The sequence below is a fragment of the Pseudomonas sp. JAI120 genome, from assembly GCF_014207255.1.
In the GTDB taxonomy this organism is placed as follows: Bacteria; Pseudomonadota; Gammaproteobacteria; order Pseudomonadales; family Pseudomonadaceae; genus Aquipseudomonas.
Genome location: NZ_JACHCZ010000001.1, coordinates 343,519 through 360,547, shown reverse-complemented (window position 1 = coordinate 360,547; position 17,029 = coordinate 343,519). Strand labels below are relative to the sequence as shown.

Sequence of the window (17,029 nt, the reverse complement as noted above, 5' to 3'; positions counted from 1 at the left end):
GGTCTCTCTTGTGATTGTTATGGGAGTGAAATCAGGTCCGCGCACCGGACTGGCGATAGCGATCCAGCGCGACCGCGCCGATGATCACGATGCCCTTGATGATGTATTGCCAGATGTCCGACACCCCCAGCAGCACCAGGCCGTTGGTGAGCACCGCGATGATCAGCGCGCCGATCAGCGTGCCGCCGATGGTGCCGACGCCACCGGTAAAACTGGTACCGCCGAGGATCACGGCGGCAATCGCATCCAGCTCGTAGGATTGCCCCAGTTGCAGGCCGTTGGCGGCGAACAGGCGCGAGGCGCTCATCACCGCACCCAGCCCGGCCAAGGCGCCCGACATGGCGTAGACGAACAGCAGCACCTTCCACACCTTGATCCCGGAGAGTCGCGCCGCTTCGGGGTTGCCGCCCACCGAATAGATCTGCACGCCCATTACCGTGCGGCGCAGGATGAACCACGACAGTGCCACCACCGCCACGGCGATCACCACCAGCCACGGCACGCCGAGGATCGAGTCGTTGCCGATAAAGGCAAACGGCAGGTCGGGGTTGAACACGGTCTTGTCATCGGCCAGCAAGCGCGCCAGGCCACGCATGGCGGTGAGTGCGCCAAGGGTGACGATAAACGGCGGCAGGCGCATGAACGCAATCAACCCACCGTTGACCAGGCCCAGCAGCAGCCCGAAGCCGATACCGGCCGCAATCCCGAACATGCCGAACTGCGGCGACATTGACGCCTGCAACGCCACCACGGCCGACGCCGCCAGGATCGCTCCCACCGACAGGTCGATACCCGCCGTGAGGATCACAAAGGTCATGCCCGCCGCCAGCACCACATTGACCGAGGCCTGTTGGGTGATGATCGACAGGTTCTGCATCGTCAGGAAGTTCTCGCTGGCCAGGGCGAAGCCCACCAGCAGCAAAATCAGCACCGGCAACATACCGACCGTGCGCATCAGTTCGCGGGCACGTTCTGCCTTGCCTGTTGTAGCAATCATTGAATCAGCCATGGGCAACCACCTGATCGCCACCGGTGGCGAGGTCAATAATACGTTCCTGGGAGATGACGTGACCGGAGGCCCCGCCGACTTCGGCCACCAACTGGCCTTCGCGCATGATCAACACCCGGTCGCAGGTGCCGATGATTTCCGGCAGCTCGCTGGAGATCACCACGATGCCCACGCCGGCCTGCGCCAGTTGATTGATGATGCGGTAGATCTCGGATTTGGAGCCGATGTCCACGCCGCGTGTGGGTTCGTCGAGGATCAGCACGTGCGGCTTGACCTCCAGCAGCCGCGCCAGCAGGACCTTCTGCTGGTTGCCGCCGGACAACGCGCCGACATTGACCTTGCCCGACGCCACGCGAATCGACAGTGACTTGATGGCTTCATTGGCACGTTTCAAGCCAAGGCCACGGTCGAGTACACCACCGGCGCGGGCATCCGGCACACAGGCGCAGACATTGATGTTGTCGGCCACGCTCATGTCCAGGAACAGGCCCTGGGCCTTGCGGTCTTCGGTGAGGTACACCACGCCGGCACGAATCGCATCCGCCGGGTTGCGCAGTTGCGTCACGGTCTTGCCCACCACTTCCAGGGTGCCGCTGGTGCGCGGGTCGGCGGCGAAGATCAGCCGCGCCAACTCGGTGCGCCCTGCCCCCACCAGCCCGGCGATACCCAGCACTTCACCGGCATGCAGGTCGAAACTGCAGTTACGCACGCGCTTGCCATCGGCCATGTCACGCACGCGCATCACCACCGCACCGGGGTCGTAGGCGGCATGTTCCTTCTTGTAGAAACCGGACAGGTCGCGGCCGACCATCATCTTCACGAGGACTTCGGCCGACAGCGCGTCGCGGGTCAGTTCGCCGATGTATTGGCCGTCGCGCAGCACCGAGACACGGTCCGACAGTTCATAGATCTCGGCCATGCGATGACTGATGTAGATGATCGCCAGGCCCTGGCTGCGCAGCTGCTTGATCAGCGCAAACAGGCGGTCGGTCTCGCGGGACGATAACGGCGTGGTCGGTTCGTCCATCACCAGGATCCTGGCGTGGGCGTGCAAGGCACGGGCAATTTCCACCAGTTGGCGCTCGGCAATCGACAGGCTGCTGACCTTGGTTGCCGGGGTGAATTCGGCGCCCAGGCGCTGCAGCACTTCCACGCAACCGTCCTGCATGCCCTTACGGTCGATGGTCCAGCCACGGCGCAACTCACGGCCCAGGTAGATGTTCTCGGCCACACTCAGGTTCGGGCACAGGCTCAGTTCCTGGTAGATCACGGCGATGCCGAGGGCTTTGGCGGTGGCGGGGTTGAACGTGGGGACGGCTTGACCGTCGATGCGGATTTCACCGCCGGGATCGGCCTGGTAAGCGCCGGAGAGGATTTTCATCAGGGTCGATTTGCCGGCGCCGTTCTCCCCCATCAAGGCGTGGATTTCGCCGGGGTAGACCTTCAGGCCGACATTCTTGAGCACGCGCAAACCGTTGAAGGTTTTGCTGATGCCCTGCATCTCAAGCAAGGGTTCAAGGCTCATCAATGAGCTCCTGGTTTTATTATTTTTGTCGTTCGGCCCCCTTTGATCAGAGCCGATTGCCACCGACTCTAATCAGATACATTTACTTACGCAAGCGCTTGCGTAAGCCGTTTGTCGCTAGAAGAAACGTTTCATCAGACGCATAAAGTGTGATTTTGGCATTTCTAACGTTTTGGCAGCATGCGCACCAGGGTGTTGTCGCGCACCCAGTAATGGTGGAACAGCCCGGCGAAAGCGTGCAGGCCGATCAACCAATAACCAGCGCTGCCCAGCCACTCATGCCAGTGCTTGAATTGCTTGGCCTGGTCGGGGTCCACCGCCACCAGCGATGGCAAGGCAAACTCGAAATAAGGCACGGGCTTGCCTGCGGCGTTGAGCATCAGCCAGGCCAGCAGCGGCGTCACGATCATCAAGCCATATAGTGCCAGGTGCATCAGGTGCGCCACGGCAGTCTGCCAGGCCGGTGGACGCGGCAGGATCGCCGGGCGCGGCGCCAGGCGTCCCAGCAGGCGCAGCCAGACCAGCAGGAAAATCCCGATACCGAACAGCGCGTGACCGCCGAGTAACACGCCCTTCAGTGCATGGCCGCGAGGCAGCAGGCCTTTGATTTCAATGCAGGCGTACACGCCGACAAACAGCGCCAGCATCAGCCAGTGCAGGGTCATCGACAGCTTCGTGTAGCGCTGTATCACCAGATGTTCAGTCATGGGAAGAGCCTTGTGCAGGTGGTGGCCGCAAGCAGCCGTGGAAAACCGCGCGACCCTGCCCGCGAAGCCTTAAGGCAGTCTGAAGATGGCGAAAAATATCCTTTTGCCACCTTCAGACTTCGTTAAGAAATGCCTCCGATACTCCTCCCAACTTCACTGGGGAGGCGTAATGCCAATGCCCGATATCGATTGGAACATTTCCTTGCCGCTGCTGTTCGGCCATGCCGACAGTGCACCGATGCGCCTGTCCCGCGCCCTGCCCCAAGACCCGCAGCGGCCTGCCTTCGAGGCGTTTATCCAACAACGTTTTCGCCTTGCCCACGGCGCCGATATTCGGCACTTCATGCCGCAGTTGTTTGGCGTCAGCCAGGCCAGCGGCGAGCTGTGCGCCGTCGCCGGGGTGCGCCTGGCAAGCGCCGAGCCGTTGTTCCTGGAGCGTTACCTGGACCATCCGATCGACCCGCTGATCAGTGCCGCTGCCGAACAGACCGTGGAGCGCGGCGCCATCGCCGAAGTCGGCAACCTCGCGGCCAGCGACACCGGCAGTGCGCGCCTGAGCATCATCGCGATTACCTGGCTGCTGGCCATGGGCGGCCTGGAGTGGGTGGCGTTCACCGGCAATATCGGCCTGGTCAACAGCTTCCACCGCCTGGGCTTGAAGCCCGTGACCCTGTGCGCGGCCGACCCGCAGCGCCTGGGCGATGAGCGCCATCACTGGGGCAGTTACTACGAAAGCCAACCGTGGGTGCATGTCGGCAATATCCGCGCCGGGTTCATCCATTTGCGCAACATGGGTCTGTTTTCACGCCTGGGGTTGCCAACCGCCCTCGAGGACGCCAGCCATGTCGCCTGAAACCCGCCGCTTCCACGCCGTACTGCGAGGCCATGCCGAACGCAACGATGGCGCCATCGCCCTGTGGGGCGACAGCTTGAAAATGGATTACGCCCAGATGTTCGCCGAAGTGGCGTATCGACAAGAGCGCCTGCGCGAAGAAGGCGTCAAGGTGGTCGCCCTGGCCCTGGACAATGGCGTCGAGGCCATGCTGTGGGACCTGGCAGTGCTGTTCGAAGGCTTGACCTGTCTGACCTTGCCGCCGTTCTTCAGCCCGGCCCAGCGCGCCCATTGCCTGGAACAAAGCCACGCCGAACGGGTGATCGCCGAGCCGCATCTGGAGGCTGAATTGCTCGCCAACGGCTATCACCCGTGCGGCGAATTCTGGTGCCGCACCTTTGAGGGCCGCCCCTCGATACCCGCCGGCACCGCCAAGGTGACGTTCACCTCCGGCACCACCGGCGCGCCCAAGGGCGTGTGCCTGAGCGCCGACAGCCTGCTGCGGGTGGCCCGCGAGTTGTACCAGGCCAGCCACAGCAGTGACCCACGCCATCACCTGGCGCTGTTGCCCATCGCGATTTTGCTGGAAAACCTCGGTTGCTACGCCGCGCTCTACGCCGGCGCCACCCTCAGCTTGCCCAGCCAGAAGAGCCTGGGCATCCAGGGCGCCAGCGCGGTGGACGCCGCACAATTGCTCGGCTGCCTGGCTACCCGTCAGCCCCACAGCCTGATCCTGGTGCCGCAATTACTGTTGATGCTGGTGATTGCTGCCGAGCAAAAGGCCTTCAGCCCCCAGGGCCTGCGCTTTGCCGCCGTCGGCGGAGCGCGCGTCTCCAAGGCCTTGCTGCAACGTGCGCAGCAACTGGGCGTACCGGTGTATGAAGGTTACGGGCTGTCGGAATGCGCCTCGGTGGTATGCCTCAATCGTCCCGGGGCACACCGTCCTGGCAGCGTCGGCCGGCCACTGCCCCACGTGGAAATCCGCCTGGCCGAAGACGATGAAGTGCTGATCAAGGGCTCGACGTTGCTCGGCTACCTGGGCCAGACAGACCAGCCCGAGCAATGGTGGCCCAGCGGCGATCTCGGCGCCTTTGACGAGGACGGTTTTCTCTACCTCAAGGGCCGCAAAAAACATCAGTTCGTCACCAGTTACGGGCGCAACGTCAACCCGGATTGGGTCGAGGCCGAGCTGACCCAGGGCGGTGTCATCGCCCAGGCGTTCGTGTATGGCGAAGCCCTGCCGCAGAACCACGCCCTGCTCTGGCCCCATCGCACCGACTGCAGCGACGCGCAGCTGGCCCGCGCCGTGGCCGAGGCCAACAGCGGCCTGCCCGACTACGCCCAGGTGCATCGCTGGACGCGCCTGACGCAACCCTTCACCGCCGCCAATGGCTTGCTCACCGCCAATGGCCGGCCACGGCGCGACGCCATCGTCGCCCGTTATCAAACCCAATTTGCCCCAGCATTCAACGAGGAAACCTCATCGTGAATTTTTTCGACACGCTGCAAGAAGCCACTCAACAGGAACGCCAGGCGCTGTTCAGCCTGCCGATCATCCGCGACGCCCTGGAGGGCCAGGTCAGCCTGGACAGCTATCGCGCATTCCTGGCCCAGGCCTACTACCACGTGCGGCATACGGTGCCGTTGATGATGGCCTGCGGTGCGCGCCTGCCTTCGCGCCTGGAATGGCTGCGCAAGGCCGTCTGCGAGTACATCGAGGATGAATACGGCCACGAGCAGTGGGTGCTCAATGACATTGCCGCCTGCGGCGGTGATGACGATGCGGTACGTGACGGGCGCCCCGGTTTGCCCATCGAGCTGATGGTCAGTTACCTCTACGACCTGATCGCCCGTGACAACCCGGTCGGCCTGTTCGGCATGGTCAATGTGCTGGAAGGCACCAGCATCGCCCTGGCCACCCACGCGGCCGGCAGCATTCGTGAACGCTTGCAACTGCCGGCAACGGCGTTCAGCTACCTGAGTTCCCACGGGGCGCTGGACATCGGCCACATGGAAACCTACCGCCGCTTGATGAACAGCCTGGACGACCCCGACGACCAGGCCGCCGTGATTCGCGCCTCCAAGGTGGTGTACGCGCTCTATACCGATATGTTCCGCAGTCTGCCGCGTCTCGGGGAGGCGCCCCATGCGCCTGTCTGAAACGCGCGTGGTGCTGACCGGCGCCAGCGGCGGCATCGGCCTGGCGATTGCCACCGCCCTGTGCGTCAGTGGTGCGCAGGTGCTGGCCGTGGCCCGCCACCGTGCACCGCTGGAGGGGTTGCTTGAGCGCTACCCGGAGCAACTCTGCTGGATCGGTGCCGACCTGACCTTCCTCGCCGACCGCCGTAAGGTGCTGGCCGCCGCCGAAGCCATCGGCGGCATCAACCTGCTGATCAACGCCGCCGGCATCAATCACTTCGCCATGCTTGAGCAACTCGAAGACAGCGACATCAACGGCATGCTGGCGCTGAACATCACCGCGCCGATCTGCCTGACCAAGCTGCTGCTGCCGCTGCTCAAGCAGGCACCGAGCGCCATGGTGGTGAATGTCGGCTCCACCTATGGCTCCATCGGCTATCCCGGCTACGCCACCTACTGCGCCAGCAAGTTTGCCTTGCGCGGCTTTTCCGAAGCGCTGCGCCGGGAGCTGGCCGACACCCGCGTCGGCGTGCTGTACGTGGCACCGCGCGCGACCCGTACCTCGATGAACAGCCCGGCGGCGCAGGCCTTGAACGATGCACTCAAATCCAACGTCGATGACCCGCATACCGTGGCATCGGCCGTGATCCAAGCCATTGCCAACCAGCGTCGCGATCTGTACCTGGGCTGGCCGGAGCGTTTCTTTGTGCGCCTCAACAGCCTGCTGCCTAACCTGGTCGACCGGGGTTTGCGTAAACAGCTGCCGCTGGTACGCCGCCTGAGCGACACACTTGAGAATAAGGACCCGAAGCCATGAAAAAACTCTTTACCGCGCTGCTGCTCACCGCCCTGAGCCCCTTCACCTGGGCGATGGACGCCGTCGACCAACAACGCCTGAACGCCATCCAGACGCGCTGGGCGCACATCCAATACAACCTGCCCGAGGAGCAGCGGCCCCAGGCCTTTGAACGACTCGCCACCCAGGCCACGGCCTTCACCCACGACCGCCCCCAAGCCGCCGAGGCGTGGATCTGGTCAGGCATCGTCACCAGCAGTTGGGCCGGCGCCCAGGGCGGGCTCGGCGCGTTAAGCAAGGTCAAGGCGGCCAAGGTCGACCTGGAAAAAGCCCTCGACCTCGACCCCAAGGCCCTGCAAGGCTCGGCCTATACCAGCCTGGCCGCCCTGTACGACCGGGTGCCCGGCTGGCCAATCGGCTTTGGCGATGCCGATAAGGCTGAACTGTTACTCAAACAGGCCTTGCAACTGAACCCTACCGGCATTGATAGTCTGTACTTCTGGGGCGACCACCTGTACCGGCAAAAACGCTATGGCGAAGCCCGTGATGCCTTGCAAAAAGCCCTGCTGGCCGCACCTCGTCCGGGCCGGGAAACCGCCGATACCGGGCGGCGCAAAGAGATCGAAAGCGTGCTGGCCGACATCAACAAAAAACTCAACTGACAACACTCTACTGACAAGGAGTCTGCGTGCGCCTTTTACTGATCGAGGATGACGTGGCATTGGGCGAAGGCATTCACCAGGCGCTGGTGCGTGAGGGCTACACCGTCGACTGGCTGCAGGATGGCAGCAGTGCCTTGCATGCGCTGCTGAGCGAAACCTTTGACGTGGCGGTGCTCGACCTCGGCCTGCCACGCATGGACGGTTTGGAGGTGCTGCGGCGCCTGCGTGACAGCAGCTCCAACCTGCCGGTGCTGATCCTCACCGCACGGGATGCCACCGAAGACCGCATCGCCGGGCTGGACGCCGGCGCCGACGATTACCTGATCAAGCCCTTCGACCTGGCCGAACTCAAGGCACGCCTGCGTGCACTGCTGCGCCGCAGCGCCGGCCGGGCACGGGTATTGATCGAACACGCAGGCATCTGCCTGGACCCGAGCACGCAGCAGGTCAGTTACCACGGCGCGCCGGTACTGCTCACCCCCAAGGAATATCAGCTGCTGCACGAACTGCTATCGCCGCCGGGCCGCGTGATGACCCGCGACCAACTGATGCAGTTGCTCTACGGCTGGAACGAAGAAGCCGAAAGCAACACCCTGGAGGTGCATATCCATCACCTGCGCAAGAAGTTCTCCAGTGAACTGATCCGCACCGTGCGCGGCGTGGGCTACCTGGTGGAGGAGCGCCAATGACCTCGATTCGGCGGCGAACCCTGAGCCTGATTATCGGCCTGCTGCTCACCGGGCTGCTGGTGATCAGCGTGCTCAACCTGCATGACAGCAATCACGAAATCGCCGAAGTCTACGATGCGCAGTTGGCGCAGAACGCCCGCCTGCTGCAGGGCGTCATGAGCATGCCGCTGGCCAGCCAGGACCAGGCCGACCTGTATCGCGCCTTCAACAAAGCCTTGGGCAACGCCATGCCCAAGGTGGACGGGCACCCCTATGAAAGCAAAATCGCCTTCCAGGTGTGGAACCCACAGGGCGATCTGCTGGTGTTTACCGCCAGCGCCCCTTCATTCGCCACGCCCCCCGCACAGCCGGGGTACAGCAATATCGAGGACCTTAATGGCCGCCAATGGCGCGGTTTCGTGCTCAAGGACAAGGACAACGGCCTGCGTATCTGGGTCGGCGAGCGGGATGACGTGCGCTCCGACCTGGTCCAGCGCATCGTGCGGCATACGTTATGGCCGAACGTGCTGGGCAGCCTGATCCTCGCGGCCATGGTCTGGCTGGCCATCGGTTGGGGCCTCAAGCCGCTGGCCGATATGGCCGCCACCTTGCGCGCGCGGCATTCCGGCTCACTGGAGCCGATGCAACTGACGCCCTTGCCCATGGAGTTGGAGCCGATGCAGGCGGCGTTGAACCGCATGCTCGCGCAGATCCAGGACATGCTCGGCCGCGAGCGGCGTTTTATCGCCGACGCCGCCCACGAAATGCGCACGCCCCTGGCGGTATTGCGGGTGCACGCGCAAAACCTGCTGGAAGCCGGCACTGAAACCGAACGGCGCGAGTCCCTGGCCTTCCTGATCACCGGTGTCGACCGCACCAGCCGCCTGGTCAACCAATTGCTGACCATGGCACGCCTGGAACCCAGCGCCGGGCTGCCCCCCGTACAGGCCATCGACCTGGCGACAACGGTGCGTGAAACGCTGATTCAGTTGACACCCTGGCTGCTGAGCAAAGGTCTCGAACTGGTGTTCGATGTCGACGATGCCCAGTACCCTGTAACTACCGATGCCGGTGCAATCAATATCGCCCTGACCAACCTGGTGACCAACGCGGCGAACTTCTCCCCGGAGCAGGGGGTGATTACCGTGGGGTTGTGCAAAACAGCCAAGGGATTGGTCCTGAGCGTCGACGATCAGGGTCCCGGCATCGACGAGAGCCAGCGTGAGCGCCTGTTCGAGCGTTTCTACAGCCGTGGCAATGCCCAGGGCGCCGGCCTGGGCCTGACCATCGTACAAACCATCGCCCAACGCCTGGGCGGCCAGGTGCGCCTGGAAAACCTGGCCGCCGGCGGCTTGAGGGCGACCTTGGAAATCCCTGGATGACCCGCCTGGGTGGCGATCAACTGACCAGTGCGCCCAACCACATCGCGGCGGTCAGCAACACCTGCCCGGCGATCACATAGGCCGCAAATCGACGGCCACCGCTGACCCAGGCCACCACGCACTTGCTCAGCGAGTTGCAACTGATCGCCAGCAACACCGGGATCGGTGCGGCGTGGAGCGCGAGCTGGCCACTGGTGACCAAGGCAGCAATCGATGCGGTGGTGGCGTGAGCGTCGGCGAAACCGCTCAGGGTGGCGGTCACCATCACGCCCACCTGGCCAAAGTGATAAAGCATCACGGACGATAGGAACGTGATGCCGGTCAGGGTCAGCGCCATGATCAGCGCCAGCTTGAGGTCGAACGCGCCTCCCACCCGGATGGCCTGGCCGGCCGGCGCCACGCGGAGCATGAGGCATCCACCATACATCGCAGTGGTGGCAAACCCGGCGAGCAATGGCCACATCATCTGCGACAGCAGCGCCGGCTCCACGGTACCGAGGATCAGTGCGGCCTGGGCCACCGTGGCGATATTCGAGAAAATCGCCGCCGCTGCGAGCGTGCGCAGATGCTTCGGTTCCTTGGCGACAAGATGGCCCATGACGGCAATGGTCACCGTACTGGAGGCGAACCCCGAGGCCACGGCGCCGATGGCGTAACCATAGCGAGGCCCCAGCATACGTACCGCCACATGCCCCACCGCCCCTACCGCCATCAACAGCACGGTCAAGGTGCAGATGGTGCGCAGGTTCACCCCGCCATAGGGGCCGATGAAGCGATCCGGCGCCAGCGGCAAGACCACCAGCGCCACAATCAGCAGCAGCACGCCGTCGCGCATTTCTGCTTCGGTCAATTGGCTGCGGGCAAAGTTGTGCAGCTTGTCGCGATAGGCCAACAGACCAACCATGACCACGCCGATTGCCGTGGCCAGCTCGGGACTGGCTCCGCACAGGGCGCCCAGCACCAGCACCGTGAGCAACGCAACTTCGCTGGTGATTCCCGGGTCTTCGTCCTGGCTCTTCCAATACGCGGTACTGGCGATCACCGCCAGGCAAACCGCGACCAACCCGAGCAGCAGCGCGCCGCCGACTTGCTGCGAGACATAGCCCAGTAACGCGGTGATTGAATAGGTGCGCAGACCGGCAAAGGCACGACGTTCACCCTGCCCCTTGCTGCGCTCGCGCTCAAGCCCCACCAGCATGCCGATCCCCAGCGCGGCGGCGGCTCCGGCGATTTCGAGGGAAACGGTCATCCGTACCTGCCGGCCCGGCCCAATGCCGGCGCTGCCTTCACGGGGTAATCGCGACTTTCATGACGCCGTCGCGCTGATGGGCAAACAGTTCATAGGCCGCCTCGATGTCGTCGAGCTTGAAGCGGTGGGTCACCAGCGGCGACAGGTCCACCCCGCCGCTGGCGACCACCGCCATCAAGCGACGCATGCGTTCCTTGCCGCCGGGGCACAGGGTCGAGACGATGCTGTAATCGCCCAGGCCTGCGCCAAACGCGTCATAGGGGATGCGCAGGTCGCTGGAGTACACCCCGAGGCTGGACAAGCGGCCACCGGGACGCAGCACGCGCAAGGCCGACTCGAACGTGCCTTGGGTGCCCAACGCCTCAATCGCCACATCCACCCCGCGGCCGTCGGTCAGGGCCATGATCTGCTCGACCACGTTGCCTTGCTTGAAGTCGACGATATGGGTCGCGCCCAGGCCGCGGGCGACGCCCATGCGTTCGCTGACGCCGTCGACGCCAATGATCATCGACGCACCTTTTAGCCGTGCCCCAGCTACCGCGCACAAGCCGATCGGCCCGAGGGCAAACACCGCCACCGTGTCGCCAATGTTGACCTCACCGCGCTCGGCGCCGGAAAAGCCGGTGGACATGATGTCCGGGCACATCAGCACCTGTTCATCACTCAGGCCATCGGGGATCGGGCACAGGTTGGCCAGCGCATCGGGCACCAGCACGTATTCGGCCTGGCAGCCGTCGACGGTGTTGCCGAATTTCCAGCCGCCGGCGGCACGGAAACCGTGGCGGGTGTCGGGACCGTCCTGGGCGCCGCAGCCGCACAGGCATGCATAGCTCTGCCCGCTGGGCGTGATTGCGCCGGCGATCACCCGTTGCCCTTCGACGAAGCCGCGCACCTGGGAGCCCAGCCGCTCGATGACGCCCACCGGCTCATGGCCCACCGTCAGCCCTTTGGCCACCGGGTACTCACCGCGCAGGATATGCACGTCGGTGCCGCAGATAGTCGTGGTGGTGATCCGCACCAGGGCGTCCAGCGGGCCGACCTCGGGGATCGGTTTGTCCTCGAGGACGATGCGGTTTTTCTCAACGAAGACAGCGGCTCTCATGGTTGCCATGGTGTGACCTCCTGCTGGGCGTGTGGGGTGGAGCCAGACTGCGCCGCGACGGCGCGCTGAACGTTGATCATGGTCAACCCTTTGCCGATGCACATGACCGAACGTCGCCTGCCCTGTTCGGCAGCCAGGCGTCTTGATGCAGATCAATGGCGCCCCTGCCCCCAGGGGCATGATCGACCAAGGCACCGCTGCCCGATGCCCTTCACCGCCACGGGTTCACAAGGGAGATCACCATGTCTGCTCAAGCACGTTACCTGTTGTTGGTTTCGCCACTGATGGAGCACAGTCCGGCACTCGAACGCGCCGCCGCCCTGGCCAAGGCCGAAGGCGCCGCGCTGCATATCCTCGCCTTCGACTACCTGGAAGGCCTGGCCACTGCCGGTCTGGTCAACGAGCAGGCCCTGGAGCAAATGCGCCTGGGCTATGTGGAGCGCCACCACCAGTGGCTGGAAGACCAGGCCAGGCCGTTGCGTCACCTCGGGCTGACGGTCACCACCGAAGTCGCCTGGGTTGAAAACCCGCTCAAGGAACTGCTGATTCGGCTCAAGGAAGAGCCGATGGCCTTGGTGATCAAGGCGCTCGAACATGAATCGCTGCTGTCGCGCCTGATGTTCACCTCGCTGGATGTGCACCTGCTGCGCGAATGCCCGGTACCGCTGCACTTTGTCAGCCGGGTACAGCATGGGTTACCGCGCAGGATCGTGGCCGCGGTCGACCCGTTTCATCGCGATGGCCGCTATGAAGGCCTCAACGACCGCATCCTGCACGAAGCGACCAAACTCGCCACCGCGTGTGATGCTGAGGTGGAAGTGGTCTACGCACACGATCTGTCTGACCTGAGTACCCAGGAGTATGGATTTGGCAGTGGCGCCGGCTTCTTCTCTTCAGAGGCGGCCAAACTGCTGTTCGCCGAGCAGGGCCAGGCGTTCAATGACCTGGCCGCGCGCAACGGCATCCCGCCGGAGCAACGCCATATGATCCTGGGCAGCCCGGCCAAGGTCCTGGCCAGCTACGCCGATGCCTACAACATTGATGTGATCGTCATGGGCCGCGTCGGTCATCGCGGCTTGTCGCGACTGCTGGGCAGTACCACCGAATCGCTGCTGTACAAGATGCCATGCAGCGTTTGGGTAGTCTCGCCCGAACGCTTCGACTGACCGCCAGGAGCCCACACCATGCCTACCCTCGAAGCACGTAACCAGCAGGCCGCCCTCGCCTACGCAGCACTGCCGAAACCGCACTGGCTCGATCAACTCGACAATGGCCGCCATGTACTGGTGCGCCCCCTCGGCGCCGACGACCGTGAACGGGAATACAATTTCATCAAGGGCCTGTCCCGTGAATTGCGGCACGCGCGCTTCCTGGGCGAAATCAACGAGCCTGGCAAGACGCTGATGGATCAATTGATGGATGTCGATAACCAGCACCGCATGGCCTTTATCGCCCTGGTGCACGACAACGGCCAACTCATCGAGATCGGCGTGGCCCGCTATGCCGCGGCGACGGTGGATGCATGCGAATGCGCGGTCACCGTAGCCGATGCGTGGCAACACCTGGGCCTGGGGCGCATTTTGATGCAACACCTGATGACGGCGGCGCGCGCCAATGGCTTCAAACGCATGTACACGGTCGACGCGGCAACCAATGCGCCGTTGCGCGAGTTGAACCATGCCTTGGGATTCCACAGCGTCATCGACCCGGATGACAGCACCCAGGTCATCAGCAGCGTGACGCTCTAAGTCGCGCCGCACGCTAACAGGGCGGCCCGCCGCCCTGTGCCGGCGTACGTTCGTTTGAGTGTATTCATACCGCGCGACGGGCGGTATCTGCTATTGTCCGGGGACCTCATCTCCTCCTCATCGCGTCCACGCGATTTTCTGTGAGCATGCTCTGCGGCCCTGTCGTCGACACGGCCGGGCTTGATCCGCCTGGAAAACACCGCCATGGACAAACCCGCTACTGTATCCCCGCCCGAAGCCCAATCGCGGGCCGAAAAAATCGTCGAATTCAAACGCCAGAAGACCCTGCTGAAAACCGGTGCCCTGCAAGACGCAATCTTCAACAGCGCCTACTTCTCCAGCATCGCCACCGATGAAAAAGGCGTGATCCAGATCTTCAATGTCGGCGCAGAACGCATGCTCGGGTATGCCGCCGACGATGTACTCAACCGCATCACCCCCGCCGACATCTCCGACCCCGCCGAACTGATCACCCGCGCCGCCGCCCTCAGCCTGGAGCTGGACACGCCGATCACGCCGGGCTTCGAAGCCCTGGTGTTCAAGGCCTCCCGTGGCATCGAGGATATTTACGAGCTGACCTATATCCGCAAGGACGGCAGCCGCCTGTCGGCCATGGTGTCGGTGACGGCGCTGCGCAATCGTCATGACACCATCATCGGCTACCTGTTGATCGGCACCGACAACACCGCACGCAAGCAGGAAGAAGCCGAACGCAAAGGCTTTGAGCGCGCGCTGGAGGAAAAGAACCTGGAGCTGGAACATGCCAGCCATATGAAGTCCGAATTCCTCGCCACCATGTCCCACGAATTGCGCACGCCGCTGAATGCGGTAATCGGTTTTTCCGAGGCGTTGAAGGACGGGCTGGTGGGCGACATGAGCGAGATCCAACGGGAGTACATCGGCGATATCTTCACCAGCGGCCAGCACCTGCTGTCACTGATCAACGACATTCTCGACCTGTCCAAGGTCGAGGCCGGGATGATGGACCTGGAGCTGGAGTCCGTGGAACTGGCGGGGCTGCTCGCCAACAGCCTGTTGATCGTGCGCGAAAAAGCCGCCCTGCAACGCATTCAGTTGAAGCTCGAAAGCCAGGACGACTTCGGCACGTTGGAGTTGGACCTGCGCAAGACCAAGCAGATCATCTACAACCTGCTGGCCAATGCGGTGAAATTCAGCGAGCACGGCAGTTCCGTGACCCTGGCGGTGCGCCAGGTAGCCCGCGAACAGGTCGGGCAGGTGCCCGGCGATTGGCCGATGCACGGGTTTGCCCTGCAACCCAGCGCCCACCAGCAGTTCCTCGAATTGAGCGTCAGCGACACCGGCATCGGTATCGCCGAGGACGACATGGGCAAGCTGTTCAGGGCCTTCAGCCAGATCGACAGCAGCCTGGCGCGCAAATTCGAAGGCACTGGCCTGGGCTTGGCGATGGTCAAGCAACTCACCGACCTGCATGGCGGCAGTGTTGCGGTAGCCAGCCGTGAAGGCCTGGGCGCTCGGTTTGTGGTGTGGCTGCCACTCCACCGAGGCACGGAGGCTGAATGGCCCATATCCTGATCGTCGAAGACAACGAGGCCAATATGCGCCTGGCCCGGCTGCTGCTGGTCAACGCCGGCCACACGGTGGTGTGGGCCGCCGACGCCGAGAGTGGCCTGACCCTGGCCCGCGAAGCCCAACCGGCGTTGATCCTGATGGACATCCAACTGCCGGGCATGGACGGCCTGGCCGCTACCGCGCTGCTCAAGCAGGACCCGCACACCGCCCATATCCCGGTGATTGCGCTGACCGCAATGGCCATGAAGGAAGACCGTGAAAAAACCCGGTTGGCCGGTTGCGATGCCTACATCAGCAAGCCGTTGCGCTACAAAGAGCTTTACCAGGTGATCGACACGTTGTTGCAACCCACTACCACCTCGCCCCTCAGATGAGTCCTCTCCATGGCCAGCCAACCCGCAACACTGTTGATCGTTGATGACGAACCTCAGGTTCGCAAGCTGCTGGAAACCCTGTTGCAACACGAGGGCTACCAGACCCTGAGTGCCAGCAGCGGCGAAGAAGCCTTGCAACTGGTGGCCAAACAGCCGCCTGACCTGATCCTGCTGGACATCATGATGCCGGGCATGGACGGCTACGAAGTCGCCAGCCAGCTCAAGGGCGACGCAGCCACGGCGAGCATTCCGATCATCATGCTGTCGGCCCTCAGCGAGTCGAGTGCACGGGTCAGTGGCCTGGAAACCGGCGCAGAGGAATTCATCAGCAAGCCGGTGGAACGGGTCGAGCTGTGGCTGCGCGTGCGCAACCTGCTGCGGCTCAAGAGCCACGGTGATCAACTCAAGCGCCATAGCCAGTTGCTTGAGCAGCAGCTACGCCAACATGCCGGCGACAGCACGCGCATGAACGTGCACGACCTCGCCCGCCAGGACCTGGAAAACGCCCTGCGCCAGGCCGTGGAGCACGAGGCATTCACCCTGCATTACCAGCCAAAGGTCGCTTTGGCCGACGGGCGGATCTGCGCCCTGGAGGCCTTGCTGCGCTGGGAACGCCCGGGATACGGCGCGGTGTCGCCAGCGGTGTTCGTCCCCGTCCTGGAAAGCCTGGGCTTGATCGTCGAGGTGGGACGTTGGGTGATCCGCAGCGTGTGCCAGCAGATTGCGACATGGCAGCGCAGCGCGATCGGTGCCGTTGAGGTGTCGGTGAACGTCTCCGGCCATCAACTCATCGAGGGCGACCTGATTGCCGATATTGCGCGCATCCTCAATGAGACCGGCGTCGAACCCCATTGGCTGGAAGTAGAACTGACCGAAGGCTCGCTGATGGAGAATACCCAACACACCATCGCCAGCCTGCAACGCCTGCGTGCCATGGGCGTGAAGATCTCCATTGATGACTTCGGCACCGGCTACTCGAGCCTGGCCTACCTGCGACGCTTCCCCATCGACACGCTGAAGATCGACATTGCGTTTATCCGTGAGGTCACCAGCAACCCCCAGGACGCCGCGATCACCCGCACAATCATCGAACTGGCCCACAGCCTGAGCCTGCGGGTGGTGGCCGAAGGCGTGGAAACCCAGGCGCAATTGGCGTTCCTCAAGGAAGCCGGCTGCGATCAGATCCAGGGCTACCTGTTCAGCCGACCGTTGCCCGCCGCCACCCTGGAACGGCTGCTGCTGGAGCGCGCATCTTCGCTGTAGAACTGGGCCCGCTCAAACCGAT

At 63.5% G+C, this 17,029-nt stretch carries 17 protein-coding genes; 12 read left to right on the top strand and 5 right to left on the bottom strand.

Annotated elements, in window-relative coordinates; all coding sequences use genetic code 11:
- Positions 1-31: 31 nt before the first annotated feature.
- The 3 genes from HDC32_RS01750 to HDC32_RS01740 all read right to left on the bottom strand — a co-directional run bounded on the left by HDC32_RS01750 (position 32) and on the right by HDC32_RS01740 (position 3,241).
- Positions 32-1,009: an ABC transporter permease subunit gene (locus HDC32_RS01750; RefSeq protein WP_027605811.1), complete on the bottom strand. Its 978-nt coding sequence runs from the start codon at positions 1,007-1,009 to the stop codon at positions 32-34.
- A complete protein-coding gene (locus HDC32_RS01745) occupies positions 1,002-2,534 on the bottom strand; it encodes a sugar ABC transporter ATP-binding protein (RefSeq protein ID WP_184742213.1) in 1,533 nt (510 codons plus the stop codon). Before HDC32_RS01745 ends, HDC32_RS01750 begins: the two co-directional genes overlap by 8 nt.
- A gap of 164 nt (positions 2,535-2,698) precedes the next feature.
- Positions 2,699-3,241, bottom strand: a complete 543-nt coding sequence (locus HDC32_RS01740) for a cytochrome b (RefSeq protein ID WP_131696353.1) — start codon at positions 3,239-3,241, stop codon at positions 2,699-2,701.
- A 175-nt stretch (positions 3,242-3,416) separates the two neighbouring features.
- Between HDC32_RS01740 and HDC32_RS01735 the strand changes: the two genes are divergently transcribed.
- Genes HDC32_RS01735 through HDC32_RS01705 form a run of 7 tightly spaced genes read left to right on the top strand, consistent with a single transcriptional unit; the run spans position 3,417 to position 9,720 of the window.
- On the top strand, positions 3,417-4,094 hold the full coding sequence (locus HDC32_RS01735; protein ID WP_184742211.1) for a thermostable hemolysin: 678 nt from the start codon (positions 3,417-3,419) through the stop codon (positions 4,092-4,094).
- A complete protein-coding gene (locus tag HDC32_RS01730; protein ID WP_184742209.1) occupies positions 4,084-5,562 on the top strand; it encodes an AMP-binding protein in 1,479 nt (492 codons plus the stop codon). Before HDC32_RS01735 ends, HDC32_RS01730 begins: the two co-directional genes overlap by 11 nt.
- On the top strand, positions 5,559-6,233 hold the full coding sequence (locus HDC32_RS01725; RefSeq protein ID WP_184742207.1) for a TenA family transcriptional regulator: 675 nt from the start codon (positions 5,559-5,561) through the stop codon (positions 6,231-6,233). The genes HDC32_RS01730 and HDC32_RS01725 overlap by 4 nt, the downstream gene beginning before the upstream one ends.
- Complete coding sequence (locus HDC32_RS01720; protein ID WP_184742205.1) at positions 6,220-7,029, top strand: SDR family oxidoreductase; 810 nt, start codon at positions 6,220-6,222, stop codon at positions 7,027-7,029. Before HDC32_RS01725 ends, HDC32_RS01720 begins: the two co-directional genes overlap by 14 nt.
- Positions 7,026-7,670 carry a tetratricopeptide repeat protein gene (locus tag HDC32_RS01715; RefSeq protein ID WP_131696358.1) on the top strand — a complete coding sequence of 215 codons (645 nt, stop codon included), beginning with the start codon at positions 7,026-7,028 and terminating at the stop codon, positions 7,668-7,670. The genes HDC32_RS01720 and HDC32_RS01715 overlap by 4 nt, the downstream gene beginning before the upstream one ends.
- Before the next feature lie 26 nt (positions 7,671-7,696).
- Entirely contained in the window at positions 7,697-8,359 is a 663-nt protein-coding gene (locus HDC32_RS01710) for a response regulator (RefSeq protein ID WP_131696359.1), read from the top strand.
- On the top strand, positions 8,356-9,720 hold the full coding sequence (locus tag HDC32_RS01705; protein ID WP_184742203.1) for an ATP-binding protein: 1,365 nt from the start codon (positions 8,356-8,358) through the stop codon (positions 9,718-9,720). Before HDC32_RS01710 ends, HDC32_RS01705 begins: the two co-directional genes overlap by 4 nt.
- Positions 9,721-9,736: 16 nt before the next feature.
- Here the strand turns inward: HDC32_RS01705 and HDC32_RS01700 are convergent, their stop codons facing one another.
- Both HDC32_RS01700 and HDC32_RS01695 read right to left on the bottom strand, forming a co-directional pair.
- Positions 9,737-10,969 carry an MgtC/SapB family protein gene (locus tag HDC32_RS01700; RefSeq protein ID WP_131696361.1) on the bottom strand — a complete coding sequence of 411 codons (1,233 nt, stop codon included), beginning with the start codon at positions 10,967-10,969 and terminating at the stop codon, positions 9,737-9,739.
- 37 nt (positions 10,970-11,006) lie between these two features.
- A complete protein-coding gene (locus HDC32_RS01695) occupies positions 11,007-12,080 on the bottom strand; it encodes an NAD(P)-dependent alcohol dehydrogenase (protein ID WP_131696362.1) in 1,074 nt (357 codons plus the stop codon).
- A gap of 233 nt (positions 12,081-12,313) precedes the next feature.
- Here HDC32_RS01695 and HDC32_RS01690 point away from each other — a divergent pair, with 233 nt between their 5' ends.
- The 5 genes from HDC32_RS01690 (at position 12,314) to HDC32_RS01670 (ending at position 17,007) form a co-directional block, all read left to right on the top strand.
- Positions 12,314-13,237 (top strand): universal stress protein, encoded by a 924-nt coding sequence (locus HDC32_RS01690; protein WP_131696363.1) that lies wholly within the window; start codon positions 12,314-12,316, stop codon positions 13,235-13,237.
- A gap of 18 nt (positions 13,238-13,255) precedes the next feature.
- Positions 13,256-13,819: a GNAT family N-acetyltransferase gene (locus HDC32_RS01685; protein WP_184742201.1), complete on the top strand. Its 564-nt coding sequence runs from the start codon at positions 13,256-13,258 to the stop codon at positions 13,817-13,819.
- Between the two features lie 204 nt (positions 13,820-14,023).
- A complete protein-coding gene (locus HDC32_RS01680) occupies positions 14,024-15,373 on the top strand; it encodes a HAMP domain-containing sensor histidine kinase (RefSeq protein ID WP_184742199.1) in 1,350 nt (449 codons plus the stop codon).
- On the top strand, positions 15,358-15,744 hold the full coding sequence (locus HDC32_RS01675) for a response regulator (RefSeq protein WP_131696366.1): 387 nt from the start codon (positions 15,358-15,360) through the stop codon (positions 15,742-15,744). The genes HDC32_RS01680 and HDC32_RS01675 overlap by 16 nt, the downstream gene beginning before the upstream one ends.
- A gap of 9 nt (positions 15,745-15,753) precedes the next feature.
- On the top strand, positions 15,754-17,007 hold the full coding sequence (locus tag HDC32_RS01670) for an EAL domain-containing response regulator (protein ID WP_167655353.1): 1,254 nt from the start codon (positions 15,754-15,756) through the stop codon (positions 17,005-17,007).
- The last annotated feature ends 22 nt before the right edge of the window (positions 17,008-17,029 follow it).